Below are 23,114 nucleotides of genomic sequence, written 5' to 3' on the forward strand. Positions count from 1 at the left end.
GAGTACAACGAAAAATTGGTTCCGAACTGCTGATCAATGTGACACCAACTGAAGCTCGAGTGGCTTTGGTTGAGCATGGTGTGCTGCAAGAGGTTCATATTGAGCGACGCATGAAGCGTGGCTTGGTTGGTAATATCTATAAAGGTAAGGTTAGTCGCGTGCTACCAGGTATGCAGGCTGCATTTGTCGATATTGGCCTAGATAAGGCCGCGTTTTTACATGCCTCTGATATAGTGCCGCATACAGAGTGTGTTGCCGATGTAGAGAAAGGCAATTTTGTTGTCCGTGATATTGCTGAGCTTGTTAGGCAAGGCCAAGATATTATGGTGCAGGTGGTTAAAGACCCTCTTGGCACTAAAGGCGCACGCTTAACCACAGATATTACCTTGCCGTCTCGCTATCTAGTCTTTATGCCGGGTTCTAGTCATGTTGGCGTTTCTCAGCGCATTGAAAGTGAAAGTATTCGTGCTAGGCTCAAAAAAATAACTGAACCCTTTGTTGATGATGATGGTGGGTTTATTATCCGCACCGCAGCAGAGAGTGCTGGCGAAGATGAATTGGTGCAAGATGCCGCATTTTTAAGACGTGTTTGGGCAAAAGTCAGTGAGCGTCGTAAGCGTCGTGGCGTATCACTACTCTATCAAGATTTGGCTCTGCCAGTTCGAATCGTGCGTGACTTTGTTGGTACTGAGCTCGACCAAATTCAAGTTGATTCAAATCAGACCTATGAAGAGCTGCAGCAATTTGCCCATGAGTTTATGCCTGAAATAGCTAATAAGCTTGAGCACTATAATGGCCCAATCCCTATTTTTGACCTCTATGATGTTGAAAATGAAGTGCAGCGTGCATTAGGCCGTAAGGTAGAGCTTAAGTCTGGTGGCTACTTGATTATCGATCAAACTGAAGCAATGACGACGGTCGATATCAACACCGGTGCTTTTGTTGGACACCGAAATCTAGAAGAAACTATCTTCAATACCAACCTAGAAGCAACCCAAGCGATTGCCCGTCAATTAAGGCTACGTAACTTAGGTGGCATTATCATTATCGACTTTATTGATATGCTAGAAGCTGAGCATCAAAAGCGTGTGCTATCTAGTCTTGAAGCTGCATTATCAGTTGATAGAGTTAAGACTAACATTAGTGGTTTTTCAGGCCTTGGCTTAGTTGAGATGACTCGTAAGCGAACCCGTGAAAGTTTAGAGCATGTGTTATGTGGTGAATGCCCCTCTTGTCTTGGAACTGGAAGCTTGAAAACGGTAGAAACGGTTTCATACGAAATCTTTAGAGAGATCATTCGTTTGAACCGAGGCTATGATGCAGATGAGTTTTTGGTTTATTGTGCCCCCGCGGTATACCACAGCCTTAAAGGTGATGAGAGCCACCTGTTAGCTGAGCTTGAAGTGTATATCTCTAAGCATGTGCGTTTACAAAATGAGCCTATGTATGCTCAAAACAAGTTTGATGTGGTGATAATGTAGTGTCACCCAAGCCGGTTAAGTTTAATTTTCTAAGAGTTTGTCTGCAGTCTCTGGCTATTGTACTGGTGCTTTTTGCACTAGTCGTTAGCCTGTTTCGAGGTTTACTGCCGCAACTAGATCAAGTCAGGTTAGAGCTGGTCGATTACATCTATGAGCAGTATCAAGTTGAGGTCCAGGTAGGCCAGCTGCAGGCTGAATGGCAAGCATTTGGCCCTGCATTAACGGTAAAGAATTTTGTATTACCCTCACAAGAGAACCTCCCGGTTACACTGCTCTTTGAGCAAGTCCACTTTAAGTTTGATTTCTGGCAAAGTCTGCTAACAGCAACACCGCAGATAGAAGATGTCATTTTTGACGGTGCTAATGTGGCAGTGGATCTAGACAGATTGGCATCGAGTTCTACTACATCGAGCGCCAAGATGGAAATAGACTGGATCTATAAATTGATGCTCGAGCAGCTCGACCGCTTCTCCATCGTTAATGCTCGATTGCAATTGCTGAGTAGTAAGCACCAATACCGACCTATTTTTATTAAAGATATGAAGTGGCGTAATTCCGCTAAACGCCATCGTGGTCAAGGTAAACTGTTTTTAGACGAACAAGCATCTGAGGTTGAGCTGCTCTCTTTAAGTGTCGATATAAAGGGAGATGGTTATAAACCTGAATCTTTAGTGGGTCAGTTTTATCTAGCTGCTGAATCACTGGATATCGGTGAGTGGGCATCTCGTCAGCCAGACCCATTTGATGCTAATAAAAGATTGGAACTTGAAGGGGTGGTTAACCTTGAGGCATGGATTAGCTTTGCCAATAGAGAGATCAAAGATGCCACTGTAGCCTTTCAACCTAGCTGGTTGGAATGGTTCTTAAATGACGAAGCGCAAAAGTTTGAAATTAAGTCAGGCGCTATGCGTTGGCAGCCTAATGATAGTGGCTGGCAGGTTAGCAGTCATGATCTTACGTTTGCGACCAATGGTGAGCATTGGCCGTTGCCTATACTCAGTGCTAAGCAAGATGGCGATAGTATCGATGCTTACTTAAGCCAATTAGATCTCGCCACTGTATTACCTTTATTGCCACTCATTCCTGGGGTTGATTTAGCCGCCTTAGATACTTGGCAATCTTTGGCGCCTAAAGGGGAAGTCGACAACGCTCACTTTCAATGGGTTCAAGCAAACCAGCCACCTAATTTGTCGGCCGATATTCATGGTGTTAGTTGGCAAGCGCATGATGGGATCCCGGGTATAAGCCCTATTGATGCCAAGTTGGTGGTAACGGGCGAGTCACTCAGTTTTCTATTGCCTAAGCAGCAATATATTGTCGACTTTGATGATGGTTTTGAGGCTCCTTTAGCGTTAGAGGGGGAAGCATTCTCTGGTCTGTTTGATTTCCAAACCTCGGCACTAACATTACCCAAAGTACATTTTAGTAATGCCGATATTTCACTTGATGCCTCCACTCGACTAGAGTTTTCTGACGCCACTCACATGGCGTTGTTAGCTGAACTTAAGATCAATGATGTTGCCAATGCACATCGCTATTTTCCGCTAAAAGGGATGAGTGATGGCTTAGTGACTTATTTAACAGGGGCGTTGAAAGCGGGTAAAACAGATGATGCCGTGATCGTGTGGCATGGCGCTTTTAAAGATTATCCTTATGCGCAAAGCGCAGGTATGTTCCAAGCAGGCTTTACACTCGATAAGGCCAATTTTGAGTTCCAACAGACTTGGCCAGCGGTCTCTGATCTCAACCTATCAGCACTGTTTGAAAATGCTGCAATGGATTTATGGGTAAATAAAGGTCAGTTGATGGATGTGTCTGCCGCTGGTGCCTATATTGGTATTCCCTCTATGAGCCATGAAAGCTTGTTGGTGGTAAAAGCCGATTTAGCCACTAAAGCTGCTGCAGCTAATGCGGTTATTCAGCTGTCTCCTTTAAAAAACTCGGTGGGTTCAACGCTTGATCTGGTGCAGATTAATGGTGATATTACCGGTGAACTTGACCTTAGTATTCCCTTGTATGATGGCGCAGATGCGGTAATTAAGGGCACGGTAGATTTTGATAAAACCCCCGTTTTCATTAGTGAACCAGGTATTGCGCTCGAAAGTGTCACAGGACAAGTGCAATTCACCAATGATGTGGTGACGGGTAGCGACATTAGTGCGTTGATGTACGGGCAACCGTTACAGTTTAGTTTTGATACCGGTAACGTAAATAAAAACTATGCGGTGAATGTTGATCTCGCAGGTCAGTGGCAACTGGCTAATTTACCCGCCGAACTTAATAATCCTCTGAGCGATTACTATAAGGGCAAGGTCGACTGGTCTGGCGGGTTAATGTTGATATTTGACCCTATAGGCTATCGAATTCAAGCCAGAGTAGATAGTGATCTCGTTGGTACTGAGTTTAACTTACCGGCACCATTTGCTAAGTCACCAGAACAAGCTGTCGCGTTTACAGCTGAGCTTATTGGTGATAATAAACAGTCATCTTTAGGGATTAAGCTCAATAAGAAGCTCGAGTTTTGGGGGGGCTTTGATGTTGAATCTGGTAACGGCTTGGCTCATTTTGACCTACTCCTTGGTCGCCTATTTAAGCCCGGCGATCAACTGCGTAAGAAACAAGGTCACCTGCAGATAGAACTCGACAAAACGGAATTCTCACCTTGGTTACCGATTATTCAGAGCTTCACTGCTACATCAGAATCAGAATCAGAATCAGAATCAGAGACAGACACTGCCGTTGCTTCAAAAAGCTTCTTTCCGCCATTGGTGTCAATTGGAGCTAATTTCAATGAACTTGATTTGATGGGACAAGCACTCAACGATCTCCATTTTAACGCAGCACCAACAGAACATTCATGGCGTTTTGATGCTACATCTGAGCAGTTTGATGGCAGGATAGATTTTTACCCTGATTGGGTTAAGCAGGGGCTTAAAATTGTGTCCAGCAAACTTCATTTATCGCCTAATGCTAAAACAGACGAAACCGCGCATTACAAATCCGATACAGTGTTAGCAAACTTGCCGCCGCTGGCTGTTGATGTCGATGACTTTAGGATGTTTGACCGTCCTATGGGGCACCTTGTATTACAAGCTACACCCAAAGATAATACTTACAATATTCAAACCTTGTCTATGACAACTGATGAGGTGAGCCTTAGAGGTAATGGCACTTGGTCTATCTTGGATGGTGAAAGTTTAACTGCATTTAGTTTAACGCTGGATGCGACAAAATTTGATCACCTTTCAAAACAACTTGGCTTTGATCCTGGTTTGAAAGATGCACCGACTGCAGTGACTGGAGAGATCTCTTGGAGTGGCGCGCCTTATGCATTTTCACTGGAGACATTAAACGGTCAAGTTGGCTTTGAACTAGGTAAAGGACATCTATCTGAAGTCAGTGACAAAGGTGCGCGAATATTCTCGCTATTTAGCCTTGATTCATTACTGCGTAAATTATCTCTCGATTTCTCCGATGTATTTGGCAAAGGGTTATACTTTGACTCATTTACTGGCACCTTGAAATTAGATAACGGGGTGGTAAAAACTACCGATACCGAAATGAAAGCTGTTGCTGGTAATATGCGTGTGCGCGGTTATACCAATTTAATGAGTGAAAGCCTGAATTACGATATTCGCTTTGTGCCTAAACTTGCCTCTAGCGTGCCAACGGTTGTGCTACTTAGTACCGGTGGTTGGACATTAGGTCTTGGCGCTTTTGCACTAACGAAAGTACTGGAGCCGGTTATTGAGGTTATCTCTGAGATCCGCTTTAGGTTAACCGGCACCATGTCTGAGCCTAAACTTGAAGAGCTATCGCGTAAGAGTAAAGAGATTGAAATTCCTGAGTCGGTATTGCCTAAAAAGGCTATAGAGCCAACGAGCAAGACAGAGGTGCAGGGCGGTGCTATTGAGGCTAATGCAAGCCCTTCAGGGCTAAGTTCCGAAGCCGAGAGCAGTCAAAGTTCTGTTTCAGAATCCAACGAACAAATTGCCGTGGAAGTTGTCGCTAGCCCACAAGCTGAAGGCGTTCCAACACCAACAAATCCAGCTGATAAAGCGGCTGAGCAATCCAACTTTGAGCCAGTTAGTGGGCAACCCACTTTGAAGTTGATACAGGGAGAGTCTGATGCAAGTGAACCTACTGCAATGTCAAAGCAGTCGCAGCGTAACCGAGAATCTAGAATTCATCGAGTCGCAGCTTAAACAGCTAACGCGTCAAATTGATAGCCAGCAGCTGGTGGTTCTACCTGAGTGCTGCTTGCTGTTTGGTGGGCGAGAGAGTCAACAGCTTGAATATGCCAGCGATGAAGCTCACAGCCAGCTTAAGCAAGACTTAGCAGCGTTAGCGTCGAAGTACAGTGTAGTGCTAGTCGCTGGCAGTATTCCTATTCTGGCTGAAGACGGCCGTATCTATAACCGCTGCTATGTATTCGACACCGATGCCAGCACATTGGGTTTTTACGATAAGCTACATCTATTCGATGTAGAAGTGTCTGATGGCACCAAGCAGTATCGTGAAAGTGATGCGTTCTGCCCTGGTAAACATATCACAGTCGTAGACACTCCCTTTGGTAAACTCGGTTTGTCGATTTGCTATGATATCCGTTTTCCCGATCTATTCAGAGCGCTGCGCGAAGCAGGGGCTGAAATTATCGCATTACCAGCCGCCTTTACTAAGGTGACAGGCGAAGCACATTGGCAAGTGCTACTGCAGGCTCGCGCCATCGAAACCCAATGTTTTGTTTTAGCTGCTGCGCAGTGGGGTGTCCATAACGAAGGTGGACGTGAAACTTGGGGGCAAAGTATGGTTATTAGCCCCTGGGGAAATATCATTGCTGAAAAGCCGATTGGAACAGGCTGGCTTAGTGCAGAACTGGATATGAGTGAATTGGTAGATGTGCGCGCTAAAATGCCAATAATCAACCATAATCGTTTTCAGTCACCGACATTGAGCGAGTAAGCTAAAACTAATTGGTTTTAGTATGTAATATCAAATCATATAGAGTTGCTTATTGTTAAGCGCCTTTTAAATAGAACTAAATTTGGTCGAAGAGAGAGAATTGATGTCATTTTTAACCCAAGTTGGACAAAGTCTTCTGCAAGATGGATTAGCAATAGATGATCTACAAAGTTATTTGAAGCGTATCCATGAGCACCAGATTGATTTCTCTGATCTTTATTTTCAAGGTAGTCGTCACGAGTCTTGGGTGCTAGAGGATGGCATTGTTAAAGATGGTAGTTTTCATATTGAGCGTGGCGTAGGTGTTAGAGCGATAACCGGTGAAAAAACCGGTTTTGCCTACGCTGATGAAATCAATCCAACAGCTTTAGAAGCAGCAGCAACCGCAGCACGTGGCATTGCACTCTCTGGTGGCAGTGGCAAGGTGAATGCTTGGAAGCAGCAACATGATAAAGCACTTTATCTGAGCTCTGATCCTATCGCAGCGATGGAAGAGGTTAAAAAAATCGCCCTTCTAAAAGAGGCTGATGCCTATATTCGTAGTCTGGATGAGCGGATTATTCAGGTGGTAGTGAGTTTGTCTGGGGTGCACGAAGAGATATTAGTTGCAGCCAGTGATGGCACATTGGCGGCCGATATCAGACCATTGGTTCGTTTTAATTGCAGTGTCATTTTACAAGAGGGTGACAAGCGCGAGCGCGGTGGCTCTGGTGGTGGCGGGCGTCATAGTTACGATGTTTTGCTGGCTGATGGCGACGATGGTCTACCTTACTGCTTTGCTTTTGCACGAGAAGCTGTACGCCAAGCACAAGTTAATCTGCTAGCGATAGATGCACCAGCAGGGGAAATGCCTGTAGTACTGGGTGCCGGTTGGCCTGGAGTGTTATTACATGAAGCTGTAGGCCATGGCTTAGAAGGCGACTTCAACCGTAAAGGCAGCAGCGCCTTTAGCGGCAAGGTTGGCCAGCAAGTGGCCTCTAAATTGGTTACTGTGGTTGACGATGGCACTATTGCCGATCGCCGTGGCTCATTAAGTATTGATGACGAAGGCACACCAACACAAAAGACGGTACTAATTGAAGATGGGATCTTAAAAGGTTACATGCAAGACAAGCTCAATGCGGGTCTGATGGGTGAACGTTCGACTGGTAATGGTCGCCGTGAATCTTATGCTCATTTGCCTATGCCACGTATGACTAACACCTACATGGAGGCTGGGGATTCCGATCCGGCAGAGATCATCAAGTCTGTTAAGAAGGGGGTTTACGCACCTAACTTTGGTGGTGGTCAAGTCGATATCACTTCAGGAAAGTTTGTCTTTTCAGCTTCTGAAGCCTACCTTATTGAAAATGGTGAAGTTACCCAGCCAATTAAAGGCGCAACCTTAATTGGTAACGGCCCAGAGTCAATGAGTCAGATCTCGATGGTCGGCAATGACCTAGCACTGGATAAAGGTGTTGGAGTTTGTGGTAAAGATGGCCAAAGTGTCCCCGTGGGTGTTGGTCAACCTACACTTAAACTAGATAAATTGACCGTTGGTGGGACAGCTTAATAAGCATCAGTACAAACAAAATATTCAAAGTAAACTAGGATTTAACTATAAGCTTTATAGCTAGATCCTAGCGAGCAACGATTAGCAATGATACAATTCACTCAATAATTAGAGTAAAAACTCTAGAGGTGTAAATGAAACGTTCGCTCTGTGCTATTTTGTTAGTTTTTCCACTGGCGATACAAGCTAAACCTATAGCTTTTGATCAAGCTTGGCAGCAGTTGCTACAAGTGAGTGATAAGTTACAAGCTGGTACGCAAGAGGTCAACCGCGCCGAGGCTGAGCGTGTTGCTGGTGAAGATATGAATCTGCCCTCAGTCAGTATTAAGGGCAGCTATACACGTTTAGAAAAGCCGATTGAATTGGATCTACGCGACCTTAATCCTCTTGCTTCGCTCGATCCCGCTACTTTACCGCCAGCTTTAGGTGGTGCCCTTGCTGGGATCCCTGGCTCCTTGTTTATCACTCCTTTTACCGAACAAGATATCTTTCGCTCAAGCTTACAGGCGATGTGGCCAATCTATACCGGCGGAAAAATAACCGCTGCACAAGCGATTCATGAAGCCCACGTTGCCGAGAAAGAGGAACAGCTAAAGCTTACCACTCGCGATCTATTCGTCAGCCTCGTCGATCGCTATTACGCTGTAGCGGTAACTGAAACACTAGCTAAGACACAAAAGCAGCTGGTTGATTCGCTCACATTGCATGCATCCCACGCTCAAAAACTTGAGCAGCAAGGGCAGATTGCCAAGGTAGAGCGGCTCAATGCGCAGGTTGCACTAGAAAACGCCAGAGTGAGTTACGGCAGCGCTAAGCGCCAAGCTGAAATGGCAATGATCGCGCTGTCTCGGATGTTGCATGAACGTCAAGTGGATGCAACTTCGCCGATGTTTATGATAAAGAGTGCGCCGTCTCTGCCCCAGTTGTCACAACTGACCATGAATCAACACCCTGCTTTGAAGCTGTTAGCTGCAAAAGAGGATCAAGCTCAAGGACTCATCAGTGTTGAGAAGGGCAGCTATTATCCTACTGTTTTCCTTTACGGGAATTACACGCTTTATGAAGACGATAGTTTGTTCTCCAAAGTGGAGCCAGATTGGATGGTTGGTGTAGGGGTGAATATCCCTCTTATTAGCCGAGATGGCCGCAGCGGTAAAGTGGAAGCGGCTAAGAGTGCACTATTGCAGGCTAGGTATACTAAAGCGCAAACCCAACAAGATCTAAATCTATTACTGGAACAAAGCTACCGCCAATTACTGCAAGCGCAAGAAGAAGTTGTTTCGCTTAATACCTCGCTGAGTTTGGCGGAAGAAAATAAACGTTTGCGTGATATTGCCTTCAGGCAAGGGTTATCCACTTCTATTGAAAAAGTGGATGCAGAGCTTAAGCTCACCGCGGTAGAAACCCAACAACTTGGCGCGCAATATCGCTATGTACAAGCTTATGCAAGACTGATGGCGATTAGCGGTCAGCTAGATGAATTTATTGGAAGAAGCCTTCAGCAAGGGGAATATAATGCGCACTAATCGCATCTTAGCTGCAATCGCAATGGTTGTGCTCATTGGAATACTCGCTTACGGCTTAGTATTAGCTTATACGCCGAAATCGCAAGTGTTACAGGGGCAGATAGAAGCTCGCGAATATAATATCTCATCTAAAGTCCCTGGCCGAGTGGAGCAAGTGTTAGTTCGCCGAGGTGATATTGTCAATCAAGGCGACTTGTTATACGCGATCTACAGCCCAGAGCTGCAGGCCAAACTGATGCAAGCTGAAGGTGGCCGTGATGCTGCCAAAGCAATGCAGCTAGAAGCTGACAATGGCGCTCGCAAACAGGAGGTGATGGCGTCAAAAGAGCAGTGGTTGAAGGCTCAAGCTGCGTCAAAGTTGGCCAGTACCACCTTTGATCGTGTTGAAGCGCTGTTTAACGAAGGTGTAATGGCAAGACAGAAGCGAGATGAAGCCTTTACTCAATGGCAAGCCGCCAAGTATACCGAACAAGCCGCATTGGCCATGTACCAGATGACAGATGAAGGTGCCCGCGACGAGACTAAAGCTGCTGCAGCGGGTAATGCGCTTATGGCTGAAGGTGCGGTAAATGAAGTTAACGCCATACTTGCTGATAGCCAGATGCGTTCTCCTAAAAATGCTGAAGTGAGTGAAGTTTTATTGCAAGCTGGTGAGCTAGCACCAAGCGGATTTCCTGTTGTTAGCATAATTGACATGAGCGATGCTTGGGCGGTGTTTCAAATTAGAGAAGACCAGCTGAAGTTGGTTAAACAGGGACAAACATTGTCATTAACTATCCCTGCTTTAGGACGTGATGTAGAGTTTACCGTTAGCCATATTGCAGTGATGGGTGACTTTGCCACTTGGCGCGCAACTGAAAGTGGCCATGACTTTGATATGCGCACTTTCCAAGTTGAGCTACGCCCTAATGAAGTGATTGCTGACCTAAGGGTTGGTATGTCAGTTTTATTTACTCTATAACCCTTTGTAGCCCGAGGCTGTTGCTTTGATAACAATGCTAAAAAGAGAGCTTGCTGCCTTAATGGATGATCCTTGGCAGTTGGCACTTATCAGCTATATCCCGCTACTCAGTATTATCGGTTTGTGGCTACTTTTTAGTGCCGGGCTTCCGAGACAGCTGCCGGTGGCAGTGGTCGATTTAGACCAAAGCCAAGTTTCCCGTGCCTTAGCAAGACAATTACAAGCGAACCCTGTCACGCAACCTATCAGCTATAGTGACCTTGCAAGTGCTGTTGAAGCGATGCAGCAAGCAGATGTTTATGCCTTGCTAGTACTGCCTCATGGTCTTAAGCGTGATCTACTGACTGGCAAAAGTCCTACTATAGATATTCGATATAACAGTCAGTTTTTGCTGGTGGGTAAGTTGCTCTCAAGTCAACTGCAAGCCAGTATGGCTGATGGATTAAAGCCGTTAGCGGCGATCAAGCAGTTGGCTGCTGGTGTACCTAAAGCCAAAGTTGCGGTGAATTTAAGTCCAGTAAGTAGCCAAACAACGGCGTTGTTCAATCGCAACAATAACTATGTCGGTTTTTTGGTGCCGCCGGTGCTCATAGCGCTATTACAACTGGTCGCAATGATGGTGTTTGCCAATAGTTTGAATCGAGAACTACGCTGGAATACCACTTCAGAATGGATGACATTGGGGCTTTGGAAAGGACTAGCGGCTAAGATGCTGTTTTATACTCCACTCGTTTTATTGCACGGTGGCTTTATTCTGGCGCTCATCTATCTGTATTTAGGTTTACCAATTGCGGGCAGCATTGCACTGTTGTTAGTGGCGCAGTTAATCATGTTGCTTGCCGTTTGGCTGATGGTACTGTTGATCTTCTTTGCACTAAAAGACAGCGCTCGAGTCATAAGCTTTTGTACCGCGATGTTTGCGCCTGCATTTGCGTTTATGGGGGTAACGTTCCCAACCCATGAGATGCCGGAATTAGCCCAGTGGTGGCGAGTGATTATGCCTACCAGTCACTACATTGAGACTCATGTAGCCATTGTCAGCTATGGCCAAGGTTGGTTAGCCACATTGCCACAGTTTACCAGTTATTGGGGCTACTTATTGCTGCTTATACCTATTAGCTTATTAGCAAAGAAAGGGTTTGAGCCAACTGATGATATTGCGCCAGCAATGACCCAAGAGGAGCGCTAGTATGAGTTTTTTACAGCTTATTCTTGCCGAGTTGAAAGCAATATTGGCTGACAAAACCATTGTGCTAACTGTATTTGGTGGCGTGCTTTTTTACGCTATTCTCTATCCGTTACCTTATCTCAATCAAGTGCCTACCGACCAACAACTGGTAGTGGTTGATCACGATAACTCGTCATTAAGTCGACAGCTTATCCGCCATGCTGATGCCAGTCCTAAGATTAAAGTCGTCGCTAAAGTAGGCTCCATTGATGAGGCAAAAAGCTGGATAGAAACTGGCAGGGCACACGGTCTGTTGGTTATTCCTGCAGATTTTAGACGTGACCTGTTACTCGGGCGCGGCGTAACATTGAGTTACGGCGGCGATGCGAGTTACTTTTTAATTTACTCTGCTGTAGCTGAAGGACTCATTGCAGCGGGTCTTGATGCTGGTAAAAATGTTCAACGTTTAGGTTTACTGGCCCAAGGTAGCGGCGCACAAGCGGCAGATAAAAGCCTTGATGTAGTTAAGCTCAACAGTATTCCAGCTTTTAATCCTAGTTTAGGTTATACCCCTTATATTGTTCCTGGGCTGTTCTTGTTGATTTTGCATCAGACTCTGTTGATTGGAACCAGTATTCTAGGCGCTAGCCAGTGGCGAGAGACGGGCTATTGGCAACAGATTAGCCCGTTTAAGTTAATCTGTGGCCGGATGGCAGCTTTTATGTTTATCTATACGCTGCTTACCAGCTTTTATGTTGGCTATTGTTACTATTGGTACGATGTAAGTTTGCAGGCAAGCTTTGGCCAAGTCGCTTTACTATTACTACCATTTTTATTGGCAACCACAGCGGCAGGAATTGCATTTAGCAGCTTATTCATCCGACGTGATCTGCCAACTCAAGTATTACTACTGATCTCTATGCCAATTCTGTTTGTGTCGGGCTTTGTATGGCCAACGGCACTAATTCCTGAATCTGTGGTGGCGATGTCTCAAATATTCCCCGCTGTTCCGGGCATTATGGCGATGCTAGAGCTCAATCAAATGGGCGCCTCTTGGCAAAGTATCATGCCGCAATGGCTGCATCTATGGGCGATGGTAGCGATATATTTTAGCTTCGCCTATTGGGGCACAAAGAGGCGTTTAACCGCAGTAATCGATGATTAAAACAGCCAAGCGATAGTCAGAGCTGTTTAACGTTATAAAAGTAGAGCTCGTATGCTATTAAAAAGCCCGCTGCAATAAGATTGCAGCGGGCTTTTTTAAGCTTTACTCAAAACAGTTTAGGCTTAAGTTCCTGTTAGCTCAACGCCAAAGCCAATTGTCGACTTGACGGCTTTAGGGGTAAGCACCTCAATTGAAACTGCACTATTTTTAGCGGGTTCGCCACTGCTTGTGGGATCTATATCGTTGGTCAAGGTGAAGCCTGTTGTTGTGCCACCAATACTATTACGGTTAGGTACCACGTAGGCATCAGCGGTCAACTCACCTTGACTTGCTGTGGTATTGAGCGTGGTGTTAGCAGGCATTATCTGGTTGGCACTGTCGAAAAAGCGGATGCTAAATGACGATGAACCACCTGCTGGAATCGCAGTCGCTGCGATAGTTGAGTCACCATCACTATAAATCACATTGCCATCTTGGCTAATTTCAAAATGGGCATCTGAGCCAGACATCGTTAAAATTAACGCTTTGCGGATATATGTCTTGTTAGCTAACCCTTCACCACATAAGCTGGCGCTGTCACACTGAGGGCCGTTGAATTTGCCATCGGCTGCCGTGTAACTATCGTTGGCTGCAGTATTAAAGTACGGTTCACCAGAGGTATAAGAATAAGATTCGTCATCATCTCTGAACGCATCGCCAAGGTCACTAAACTCACCAGCATGGTAGGTTTCAATGTCCATACCATTGCCTGAACAAGCCACTGCATTGCCATATCTATCCAAACAGGCTAAAGCTACTGAGCCACCGTCAGCATCATCAAATATGTTATTACCATTGGTATCAAAAAAGGTTTCGTGACCAAGAGCGTAGGCTAAAATGGTAATACGGTGATCTGGTACTCTAGGGCTGGCAGAGGTCCATTCAACACTACAGGCGCCATTTACAGTTAAGCAGCTAGAAACAATTTGCCCGCCTTCAGCGGTAAAGTTAATCGTGGTGTCATCAGGAGCTGGGTTACCAAAGCTGTCTGAGGCGTAGGTGGTAATAGATACTTTCTCGCCATTGAAATCCCCAGCTTCTGGATTGGATATTGATGCCGATGCGCTAAATCCAAGTTGTTGCGGTAAACCAGTATTAATACTCAATTGCTCTGACTGTGTCGTGACGCTTTGATCATCAGCGCCTATGGCTGTTGCAAGCACGCGTACAGGGGTTGGAATAGTGCCGGAGAGTACGCTGGCGCTGACCAATCCACTAGAGTTACTGGTATTGCTAATCGTTGTATTGCCATTGGAGAAGCTAATTCCACCGACACTTGTATCGAGAGAGAAGTCGACCTGTTGCTGAGCAATAGCCTGACCATTAGCGTCTGACACCTTGAAGGTGATCAGTGACGATTCGCTTGAACCTGTGCCGCCGGTTCCTTTAATGCGGATTGAAGTCGGCTCTGCTGACACAAAGCTTAAGTTTGCTAAGGTTTGGCTGGCCAGTGAGAAATCAAGGTTGGCACTAATGCTCTGGTTGCCTGCAACCACTGTTGCAGTAATTTGGTCATCGCGTTCGCTATTACCGCTACAACTGCTGTTTTGGAAAGTAGAGCTTGCAGTGCCTGAAAGAGATGTCACCGGTGAGTCGATACTGGCACTATTACTTAATACACAGCTTGAGCTGAAACTAACACTGGTTGGAGTCTGTAGGCGAGTGTAGCTGCCATCATCGTTTTTTGTTGCTAAATCTGCTGTAACACCGAAGGTGCCGCCGGCGCTAACCATGTACTTGCCATCAACGAGTGGTAATGTGGTGGCTAATTGGTTTTCTGTAAATGTCGCACCATCAGCAGAGAAACTACCGATAACAATGATGCCATCTTCACTGACTGCGTCTTTTGCTAATACTTCATAAAGACCTGAGCTTTGGTATGTTTTACCGTCACTCTCTAGCGTTACCGTCATGTTGGCCGCACCGAGTTCACTTTCTGTTGGGGTATAACTTACTTGAGCGATACCGTTTTCTTTAGTGAGTGCAGAACTTGGAGTTAGGTTAACGCTACCCGCTACAAAAGTTGCCATTTTACCGGCTACGCCCTGACCTTGTTCATCTAAAAACTGGGCTTGCAGTTGTACCGTCTCTTCAGCTTTGAACTGAGTCACAATGGTGGTGCCATTAATGATTGCGCTGTTGAGGGTAAATGTTGGCTCTGATGGTGATGTCGCTGAGGTAAACTCAAAATTACGAGTGCCGCTGGCTGCATTATCATTTTCAGAAAAGTTTGCTGTTAGGGTGCCAGCACCTTCAGTTGCGGTTGAATTACTGACAATGACTTCGGCTAGACCGCTGCTGTTGGTCAGTTTCGTTGCCGCTGAAAGTTCGCCAAAACTGGTTGAGAAAGCGATAAGTTTGCCATTGCGGTTGCTGCCACCTTGTTTAAGGTGAGCGACTGCGCAGAATGAGCTATCTGCACTGAAACTAAGTGCATCAGTAGCCTCTGCACACTGTCCATCAACCACAGTTTTATAGCTTATTGACAGGCTATAAACACCGCCATTATCGGTATCTTCATTATCGCCTGAGGCGCCATTACAACCACTTAAGGCTGATAAACATAAAAGAGTAACTGGGAGGGCAGCCAGCTTTTTAGTGAGGCGCATTCGCAAATTCCTTGTGCAACTATATACAGTAATGTTTGAAGGGGGTTAGTTGAGCATAAAGATAAAACTTACATTATCTTAGACCAAAAAATAGCCCTCTAAACAAGCTACTTATTCAGAGGACTAATGTCTAGAGCTGACGACTATTCTGTGATTTCGTTACGTAAATATTTACTTAACTCTTTTGCTGTTTTCGACAGCGTAATATCGGCATTTTTAGTCAGCTCTTTCTTAGTCTGACGCACAAACTGACGCAACTTCTGTCTATCAAGCTGTGGATGCTTTTCAATTAATGCTTGAATAGCTGGATCGCCTTCATTTAGCAGTAGATCACGTGTCTTGTCTGCAACATTAGTTTTAGCACTTTCATTGCTGTTTTGATTCAATACATTTTTCATTGCGAGCTGTAGCTCTTCAATGTCAACGTAGCGCATCAATTTACCAATATATTGCAGGTGACGACGATAGGCTTCAGTATTGATCTTAATCGTCTTCGCTTTTAATACGTTGTCATAAACTATTTCATCTAGATTGAGTCTCTCAATCTGACTTTTACTAAGTAAAATCAACTTTTTACCTAGTTCTTGATAGATGACGATTTCACGCTTAGCATCTGCTCTGCTTTCGTAATCATCATTTTTGTCATAGGGCTGGTGGAAGTGTTCTGAGTCACCGACAATCTTCATATCTTAAATCTCTTACAAATACTAAGATAATAATAACATTTATAAAGCCAGTTGACCTGTCAATTTTTGGCCTAACCTAATTAGAGCGATCTAAAAGCTAAAGTTATTTAATGTGATTGGTTTTTGGGTTTGTTATGCTTATGTCATTACCGATTATTGAAGAGTAGATTTGTGTCCTCACCTAGCATTGATATCGAATTAGTTCCCCTTAAAGACGCTGTTTCAATAGCGCTGGAATATGCCAAGACCTTAGGCACTTCAGGTGCAGAAGTTGCAATTAGCAAGCAACAAGGCCTTTCCGTTTCAACTCGTATGAAAGAGGTTGAAACGGTAGAGTTTAATAAAGATGGTGCTTTGGGGATCACGTTATTTAGAGATGGTTGTAAGGGCAGCTCTTCAACCTCAGATCTCAGTCCCGCTGCAATTAAGCAAGCGGTAAAAGCGGCTGATGATATTGCTCGGTTTACCTCTGCAGACCCATTTAATGGCCTTGCTGAAAAGTCACTGATGGCGAAAGAGTTTCCTGATCTTGACCTTTATCATCCAGAGACGATTTCGCCTGAAGAGCTAACGCGTATTGCGATATTGGCTGAAGAAGCTGCGCTTGATGCTGATGATCGCGTGCAGATATCAGATGGAGCCAGCGCTAACGCTCATTCAAGTGTTAAAGTCTACGGTAACAGTCATGGTTTTTTACATGGCTATTGTAGCTCTCGATATAGCCTAAGTTGTGTTGCAATCGGCGAAAACGGTAACGGCATGCAGCGTGATTATGATTATACAGTTGCTAGAAAATACAGTGATATGTTGGCGCCTGACTTGGTCGGTAACAAAGCGGCTAGCAAGACAGCCAGCAGATTAGGTGGTCGCAAACTTGCTACTACTGAGTTACCAGTACTGTTTTCGCCTGAGATAGCAACAGGCTTGATGGGGCACTTAGTTGGCGCCATTAGTGGTGGCAGTATTTATCGTAAATCTAGCTTTCTGTTAGATGCGGTTGATACCCAAGTCTTTCCTGATTGGTTTAGCATCGAAGAGCAACCACTGTTAAAAGGTGCATTAGCCAGTGCTGCCTACGACAGTGAAGGCGTTGGCACTCAAGAGCGTAAAATCATCGACAATGGTCGTTTAGCTACGTATCTGCTAACAAGTTACTCTGCTAGAAAGCTAGGGCTAACCAACACGGGTCACGCGGGTGGGATTTATAACTGGACACTTTCATCTACAGGGCAAACATTTGACCAACTTGTTCAAGAGATGGGCACAGGGCTGATTGTCACTGAAGTGATGGGACAGGGGGTTAATACGGTTACTGGTGATTACTCACGAGGCGCTGCAGGCTTTTATGTCGAGAATGGCGTTATCTTATACCCAGTAGAAGAGATCACCATTGCTGGCAATCTAAAAGATATGTATAGCAATATTGTTGCAGTGGCAAAAGATAGAGATCTTCGCTCATCAATTCGCACAGGCGGAATTTTGATGGATAAAATGAAGATTGCCGGCAGCTAGGTAATTAGTTGGTAGTTATCCCCGTTATACTTGAAAAAAGGCTTCCTTTGGAAGCCTTTTTTGTCGTTACCTTTCGGCGTGGGTAATCTCGTTCTCAAGCCAAAAGCTTTCGAGTATTTCGATTAACTGATCATTACTCAGAATGCTGACATGATCTTCATTTAATCCATAAATTTTGACAGACCGCTTTTGGGCTTTATCGCTCAGTTGGCTTTCTAGACTAATAACACCGTCGCTGCTCTCTTGGTTTAGAATTCCACTCATCTTATAGCCAAAAATAAGTAGATGTGGCGGTGTTGTAGAGTGAAGCTTGCTAGTGGAGAATAGCTTGGCAATAAAATCACTACTCGGCGCTAAGTCACGCCATGCAGGCATAACAACTGGGGCATAATCAATGCCGCTTTGAGCTGAGCTGACTCCGCCAAAAGGACTCGATATTGAAGTGAAGCTGGCAATATCATTACAGCCTAATTGGTTTCGGCAAAGATCGAGGTAAGCTTGAGCCACTAAGCCACTCATACTATGAGCCACTATGTGCAGTGTTTTTACGTTATAGCGATAGTCGATGATTTTAATCAGGCTGTTAAGACCATTGGCTATCAACTCAAGCGGTAAGCCGCTAGGGTAGTTCATTACCCAAACTTGATACTGCTGCCTATCTATTTTGGCAAGTAGTGGTGCAAAGTCTCTGGCAGTACCATTCATACCATGAATAAAAAGAATAGGGGTTTTGTTGCTATCAAACTCATCAAGAAAGAACACCCCGCTGTTACCCTCAAGCAGATGAGTAACAGGTTTCCACATCCCTAGCTTAGCGGTGTCTCGGTCAAATTTCTCTTCATTTAGAACTGCTTTTTCACCTATTTTTGCTGGGCTAATTTTGACGTTGACTAAGTTATTCAGTGGCCTATCAATCAGTGCTGTTGGCGGAATGTCTCCAGTCTCACTGAGTGTTATTGTCAGTTCTGTGTTATCACTATTTGCCGCCAATTTGGTAATTGAAAAATCTTCGCCCACTTGAAAGCGCAAGTCATGATTTACATCGTTGAAAGTAAATAGATATTTGCTCAATGTATCAGCTGTAACAGTGATTTTTCTGTTACCAATCACCACCTCGTAACCATCGATAGTTTCTGCATCGACTTGTTGTAGTAGCACTAGTACAAAAGATTCAACTTGATGCTCCGAGTTGATATTAACCTGATACTCGACGTAAACCTGCTCAAGTAAGTCGACCTCTTCAGCTAGATCTCTAAAGTTGGCGCAGCCGCTGACTACACTAATGAGTGCTACAGCTAAAAGCATTCTTGCTATTTTCATTGCGATGACATGAATACAATTTTTATAAATCATATAGATAACTTAGCAGCAAACTGATCTAAAGCTAAATTTTCACAACGAATTCATCATTTTTTCAAATCTAAACTTGAATATACGGAAAAGCATATATATTATTTTCCGTATATCCTGTCTTGGGTACTTATACTTTTCGAGTAATGATAATGACACCTTTAACGTTTTTTAAGGCGATGGCCGACGACACTCGACTACGCAGTTTGTTGCTTATACAAGCAGAAACAGAGCTTTGTGTTTGTGAATTGATGACGGCGCTTGATGAGATCCAACCTAAAATATCTCGCCATTTAGCACAACTGCGCAAGCTTGGGTTATTGGTTGATAGACGCCAGGGCCAATGGGTTTTTTATCGAGTTAATCCAGAGCTACCAACATGGGCAAGTGAGATTTTAACGACGTTAGCAAAACAGCAAAATGAGACTATCAAAGAAAACTTAAGTCAGCTTAAACAAATGGGCGATCGTCCTGAGCGCACTAAAAAGTGCTGCTAGCAGGCAGCTTTTTTTATGCAGTTTCACTATTTTAAATTAGGTCAGATGTAATGGGTATTTTTGAGCGGTATTTAAGTGTTTGGGTTGGACTCGCAATTGTGGCTGGTGTGGTTTTAGGAAACTTATCTCCAGACTCTTTTGCCATTGTTGCAGGGCTTGAGTACGCCCATGTTAATTTGGTTATTGCGGTGCTGATCTGGGTCATGATCTACCCGATGATGGTGCAGATCGATTTCTCTGCAGTGAAGGATGTCGGTAAGAGCCCGAAAGGATTAATACTGACCTTGGTGATTAACTGGTTAATTAAACCCTTCACCATGGCGGCGTTAGGTTGGCTCTTTTTCAAAGTGTTTTTTGTCGAGTTTGTCGATCCGCAAACAGCCAGTGAATATATTGCCGGAATGATATTACTTGGGGTGGCGCCGTGTACTGCAATGGTCTTTGTTTGGAGTCAGCTGACAAAGGGCGATCCGAATTACACATTAGTACAAGTGTCAGTCAACGATCTCATTATGGTTGTGGCCTTTGCCCCAATAACTGCATTGCTATTGGGCGTAAGTGATATTCAAGTGCCATGGGCAACACTGCTGTCATCTGTTGCTTTATATGTGGTTTTGCCATTAGTGGCAGGGGCTGTTACTCGACACTTCTTGCAGAAAAAGGGTAGCGATGCTCAGCTCAATGCATTTGTTGCCAAATTAAAGCCGTGGTCTATGGTTGGGTTATTGGCAACAGTAGTGCTGTTATTTGGCTTTCAAGCAGAGACAATTATTGCGCAGCCGCAAGACATATTCCTTATTGCAATCCCATTAATAATCCAAACCTATGGCATCTTCTTTATCGCTTTTTATGCCGCTAAGAAGCTTAAGTTAAGCCATAAAATTGCTGCTCCTGCTTGCATGATTGCCACCTCTAACTTTTTCGAGCTAGCAGTCGCAGTCGCGATATCTTTATTTGGATTGCACTCCGGCGCAGCGTTAGCAACTGTAGTCGGTGTACTTGTCGAAGTCCCAGTGATGCTGTCGCTGGTGGCAATCGCTAATCGCAGTCGACATGTGTTTGCAGATGAAATTTAGGCGGTTATCACTGAATATATGGCGCATGCTTTATCGCAAATAGATTTCAACGCTAGGCTTGAGTATAGACTCGAGCGCTAGAACTACTTAGATAGTTAAATAACAGGTTAAGAGATCACTATGACAATCAAAATTGGTATCAATGGCTTCGGTAGAATGGGACGTTTAGCACTACGTTCAGCTTGGCATCATAGCGATGTTGAGTTTGTACAAATTAACGATCCCGCAGGCGATGCGGCGACATTGGCCCATCTACTGACTTTCGACTCTATCCATGGTCGCTGGTCTGAAGAAGCCACCGCTGACGGTGACAATATTATTGTTGGTGACCGCACTATTGCGACCAGCCGTAATAACACTATTGGGGCTACTGATTGGTCGGGTTGTGACGTGGTAATTGAGGCTTCTGGGGTTATGAAGACCAAAGCCTTATTGCAGGCTTATTTAGATCAAGGTGTTAAAAGAGTTGTGGTGACAGCCCCTGTTAAAGAGGAGGGGGTGTTGAATATCGTTATGGGTGTGAATCAGCAGTTGTATAACAAAGATATTCACCCGATCGTGACCGCAGCATCTTGTACTACCAACTGCTTAGCGCCGGTGGTAAAGGTTATTCATGAGAATATCGGTATTAAGCATGGCTCGATGACGACCATTCATGACATCACCAATACTCAGACGATTCTAGATGCGCCCCATAAAGATCTTAGACGTGCTCGCGCATGTGGTTTGAGCCTTATCCCGACAACTACCGGCAGTGCGACGGCGATTACTCATATTTTCCCTGAGCTAAAAGGAAAATTGAATGGGCACGCAGTACGTATTCCGCTTGCCAATGCCTCGTTGACCGATTGCGTATTTGAAGTTGAGCGTGATACTACAGAAGCAGAGGTTAATGCTTTGCTGCAACAAGCGGCGCAGGGTGAGTTAAAGGACATTCTTGGCTTTGAAGAGCGACCTTTGGTTTCAGTCGATTACAAAACCGATCCCCGTTCAAGCATTATTGATGCGCCATCAACCATGGTCGTTAATGGTACTCAAGTTAAACTCTATGTGTGGTACGACAACGAGTGGGGCTATGCTAATCGCACCGCAGAGTTAGCCATTATGGTTGGTCAACAAGATCTAGCAAGTTAGGGCTGACAGCCAAAGAGTTGGGGCAGCCTGTACTTTGCTGAGCTGCTTGATTTCTATTGGTCAGTGACTACTGTAGCTTTTGAAAAAATTAGGTTGATAAAAGTGTTAGCAAAATATCGTGCTTTACCTGAAAGTGTTCGGCAGTACTTGTTAGTTACTGCTAACTACTGGGCCTTTACACTCACCGATGGTGCGCTGCGCATGCTGGTGGTGCTGCACTTTTACGACCTAGGTTATACACCTCTTGCGATTGCAATGTTGTTTTTGTTCTATGAGATTTTCGGTGTTATTACCAATCTAGTCGGTGGTTGGCTCGGGGCAAGGCTTGGGCTTAATCGCACAATGAATATTGGTTTGGGGCTACAAATAGCGGCACTTGCTATGTTACTGCTACCAGCAGCAATGCTGACGGTACCTTGGGTGATGGCTGCACAGGCTCTGTCTGGGATAGCTAAAGATCTCAATAAAATGAGTGCCAAAAGTGCGATAAAAACTTTGGTACCCAAAGACGCCGAAGATAAACTCTATCGTTGGGTAGCCATGTTAACGGGCTCGAAAAATGCGCTAAAAGGTGCAGGGTTCTTCCTCGGTGGGGTATTGCTCAGTGTTGCTGGTTTTACTGGTGCCATCGCCATTATGGCCGCAGCCTTGTTACTTGTTTGGCTTGGTAGCCTAGTGAGTTTAAAAGCTGATTTAGGTAAAGCGAAGTCTAAACCCAAGTTTACTGAGATTTTTTCTAAGAGTGATAAAGTTAATATTCTCTCTGCTGCGCGGTTATTTCTATTTGCTGCTAGAGATGTGTGGTTTGTCATTGCACTGCCGGTGTTTCTTGCGAGCCAGTTAGGATGGGATCACAGCAGTGTTGGCGCTTTTTTAGCGCTGTGGGTGATAGCTTATGGGATGGTGCAATCTATCGCACCATCGTTAACGGCTAGAAAATCTATCCCTGACGGTAGAGTAGCAACACTCTGGGCTGGGCTACTGGCGCTGGTGACCGCACTATTAACTTTGGCTATTTATACCTCTTGGGTTGCTCCCCAAGTTGCGTTAATTATTGGGTTGTTGGTTTTCGGTGTTGTGTTTGCAATCAACTCTTCTTTGCATAGCTATTTGATTGTCAGTTACGCGGGGGATGATGGCGTTTCTCTCGATATTGGCTTTTATTATATGGCGAATGCGATGGGAAGGCTTATTGGTACCATATTGTCTGGCTGGGTCTATCAAGTTGCTGGGCTTGCGGCGTGTTTAGCTATTTCTACAACCTTCTTACTGCTCACTTGGCTTATCTCTTTTAAGTTACCAAGAAAGTAATCAATCACTAGGGGCTGTTGAGCTTTCACGGTTGTTTTTGCCGCAGTTTATTGGCTATTTTGAGAAGGCGGAGGCTATGCCGTTT

The 23,114-nt window shown here is 44.8% G+C and carries 16 protein-coding genes; 13 read left to right on the plus strand and 3 right to left on the minus strand.

The window, feature by feature from the left end:
* The first annotated feature begins 14 nt into the window (after positions 1-14).
* The 8 genes from rng (at position 15) to AB4238_RS01940 (ending at position 12,815) form a co-directional block, all read left to right on the plus strand.
* Positions 15-1,481, plus strand: a complete 1,467-nt coding sequence (rng, locus tag AB4238_RS01905; protein WP_371991064.1) for a ribonuclease G — start codon at positions 15-17, stop codon at positions 1,479-1,481.
* Positions 1,481-5,686, plus strand: a complete 4,206-nt coding sequence (locus AB4238_RS01910; RefSeq protein WP_372030842.1) for a YhdP family protein — start codon at positions 1,481-1,483, stop codon at positions 5,684-5,686. Before rng ends, AB4238_RS01910 begins: the two co-directional genes overlap by 1 nt.
* Positions 5,610-6,443: a carbon-nitrogen hydrolase family protein gene (locus AB4238_RS01915; protein ID WP_372030844.1), complete on the plus strand. Its 834-nt coding sequence runs from the start codon at positions 5,610-5,612 to the stop codon at positions 6,441-6,443. The genes AB4238_RS01910 and AB4238_RS01915 overlap by 77 nt, the downstream gene beginning before the upstream one ends.
* A gap of 103 nt (positions 6,444-6,546) precedes the next feature.
* Complete coding sequence (gene tldD, locus AB4238_RS01920; RefSeq protein ID WP_372030846.1) at positions 6,547-7,995, plus strand: metalloprotease TldD; 1,449 nt, start codon at positions 6,547-6,549, stop codon at positions 7,993-7,995.
* A 134-nt stretch (positions 7,996-8,129) separates the two neighbouring features.
* Complete coding sequence (locus AB4238_RS01925) at positions 8,130-9,521, plus strand: TolC family protein (RefSeq protein ID WP_372030847.1); 1,392 nt, start codon at positions 8,130-8,132, stop codon at positions 9,519-9,521.
* Positions 9,511-10,482, plus strand: a complete 972-nt coding sequence (locus tag AB4238_RS01930; protein ID WP_372030849.1) for an HlyD family secretion protein — start codon at positions 9,511-9,513, stop codon at positions 10,480-10,482. Before AB4238_RS01925 ends, AB4238_RS01930 begins: the two co-directional genes overlap by 11 nt.
* Positions 10,483-10,516: 34 nt before the next feature.
* On the plus strand, positions 10,517-11,671 hold the full coding sequence (locus AB4238_RS01935) for an ABC transporter permease (RefSeq protein ID WP_372030872.1): 1,155 nt from the start codon (positions 10,517-10,519) through the stop codon (positions 11,669-11,671).
* 1 nt (position 11,672) lies between these two features.
* On the plus strand, positions 11,673-12,815 hold the full coding sequence (locus AB4238_RS01940) for an ABC transporter permease (RefSeq protein ID WP_372030851.1): 1,143 nt from the start codon (positions 11,673-11,675) through the stop codon (positions 12,813-12,815).
* A 122-nt stretch (positions 12,816-12,937) separates the two neighbouring features.
* Here AB4238_RS01940 and AB4238_RS01945 read toward each other — a convergent pair whose 3' ends face one another.
* Positions 12,938-15,463 carry a hypothetical protein gene (locus tag AB4238_RS01945; protein WP_372030853.1) on the minus strand — a complete coding sequence of 842 codons (2,526 nt, stop codon included), beginning with the start codon at positions 15,461-15,463 and terminating at the stop codon, positions 12,938-12,940.
* 143 nt (positions 15,464-15,606) lie between these two features.
* Positions 15,607-16,149, minus strand: a complete 543-nt coding sequence (gene yjgA / locus AB4238_RS01950; RefSeq protein ID WP_372030854.1) for a ribosome biogenesis factor YjgA — start codon at positions 16,147-16,149, stop codon at positions 15,607-15,609.
* A 171-nt stretch (positions 16,150-16,320) separates the two neighbouring features.
* On the opposite strand from yjgA, the gene pmbA reads away from it, so the two are divergent.
* Positions 16,321-17,661, plus strand: a complete 1,341-nt coding sequence (gene pmbA / locus AB4238_RS01955; protein WP_372030856.1) for a metalloprotease PmbA — start codon at positions 16,321-16,323, stop codon at positions 17,659-17,661.
* Positions 17,662-17,727: 66 nt separating this feature from the next.
* Here the strand turns inward: pmbA and AB4238_RS01960 are convergent, their stop codons facing one another.
* The gene (locus AB4238_RS01960; protein ID WP_372030857.1) at positions 17,728-19,014 is read right to left on the minus strand and encodes an esterase/lipase family protein; all 1,287 of its coding nucleotides are present in this window, start codon (positions 19,012-19,014) and stop codon (positions 17,728-17,730) included.
* 149 nt (positions 19,015-19,163) lie between these two features.
* Between AB4238_RS01960 and AB4238_RS01965 the strand changes: the two genes are divergently transcribed.
* The 4 genes from AB4238_RS01965 (at position 19,164) to arsJ (ending at position 23,029) form a co-directional block, all read left to right on the plus strand.
* A complete protein-coding gene (locus tag AB4238_RS01965) occupies positions 19,164-19,508 on the plus strand; it encodes a metalloregulator ArsR/SmtB family transcription factor (RefSeq protein WP_372030859.1) in 345 nt (114 codons plus the stop codon).
* Positions 19,509-19,558: 50 nt separating this feature from the next.
* Positions 19,559-20,584, plus strand: a complete 1,026-nt coding sequence (gene arsB, locus AB4238_RS01970; RefSeq protein ID WP_372030861.1) for an ACR3 family arsenite efflux transporter — start codon at positions 19,559-19,561, stop codon at positions 20,582-20,584.
* Between the two features lie 120 nt (positions 20,585-20,704).
* Positions 20,705-21,718, plus strand: a complete 1,014-nt coding sequence (locus AB4238_RS01975; RefSeq protein WP_372030863.1) for an ArsJ-associated glyceraldehyde-3-phosphate dehydrogenase — start codon at positions 20,705-20,707, stop codon at positions 21,716-21,718.
* A gap of 102 nt (positions 21,719-21,820) precedes the next feature.
* Positions 21,821-23,029: an organoarsenical effux MFS transporter ArsJ gene (gene arsJ / locus AB4238_RS01980; protein ID WP_372030865.1), complete on the plus strand. Its 1,209-nt coding sequence runs from the start codon at positions 21,821-21,823 to the stop codon at positions 23,027-23,029.
* Positions 23,030-23,114 lie beyond the last annotated feature (85 nt).

The organism is Shewanella sp. 10N.286.45.A1 (genome assembly GCF_041470405.1).
GTDB lineage: Bacteria > Pseudomonadota > Gammaproteobacteria > Enterobacterales > Shewanellaceae > Shewanella.

What these genes read in the sequence shown, in the direction of transcription:
- AB4238_RS01915 (WP_372030844.1), top strand. Translation starts at nt 5,610, where the DNA reads ATGCAAGTGAACCTACTGCAATGTCAAAGCAGTCGCAGCGTAACCGAG.
- tldD (WP_372030846.1), top strand. Translation starts at nt 6,547, where the DNA reads ATGTCATTTTTAACCCAAGTTGGACAAAGTCTTCTGCAAGATGGATTA.
- AB4238_RS01925 (WP_372030847.1), top strand. Translation starts at nt 8,130, where the DNA reads ATGAAACGTTCGCTCTGTGCTATTTTGTTAGTTTTTCCACTGGCGATA.
- AB4238_RS01930 (WP_372030849.1), top strand. Translation starts at nt 9,511, where the DNA reads ATGCGCACTAATCGCATCTTAGCTGCAATCGCAATGGTTGTGCTCATT.
- AB4238_RS01935 (WP_372030872.1), top strand. Translation starts at nt 10,517, where the DNA reads ATGCTAAAAAGAGAGCTTGCTGCCTTAATGGATGATCCTTGGCAGTTG.
- AB4238_RS01940 (WP_372030851.1), top strand. Translation starts at nt 11,673, where the DNA reads ATGAGTTTTTTACAGCTTATTCTTGCCGAGTTGAAAGCAATATTGGCT.
- AB4238_RS01945 (WP_372030853.1), bottom strand. Translation starts at nt 15,463, where the DNA reads ATGCGCCTCACTAAAAAGCTGGCTGCCCTCCCAGTTACTCTTTTATGT.
- yjgA (WP_372030854.1), bottom strand. Translation starts at nt 16,149, where the DNA reads ATGAAGATTGTCGGTGACTCAGAACACTTCCACCAGCCCTATGACAAA.
- AB4238_RS01960 (WP_372030857.1), bottom strand. Translation starts at nt 19,014, where the DNA reads ATGATTTATAAAAATTGTATTCATGTCATCGCAATGAAAATAGCAAGA.
- AB4238_RS01965 (WP_372030859.1), top strand. Translation starts at nt 19,164, where the DNA reads ATGACACCTTTAACGTTTTTTAAGGCGATGGCCGACGACACTCGACTA.
- arsB (WP_372030861.1), top strand. Translation starts at nt 19,559, where the DNA reads ATGGGTATTTTTGAGCGGTATTTAAGTGTTTGGGTTGGACTCGCAATT.
- AB4238_RS01975 (WP_372030863.1), top strand. Translation starts at nt 20,705, where the DNA reads ATGACAATCAAAATTGGTATCAATGGCTTCGGTAGAATGGGACGTTTA.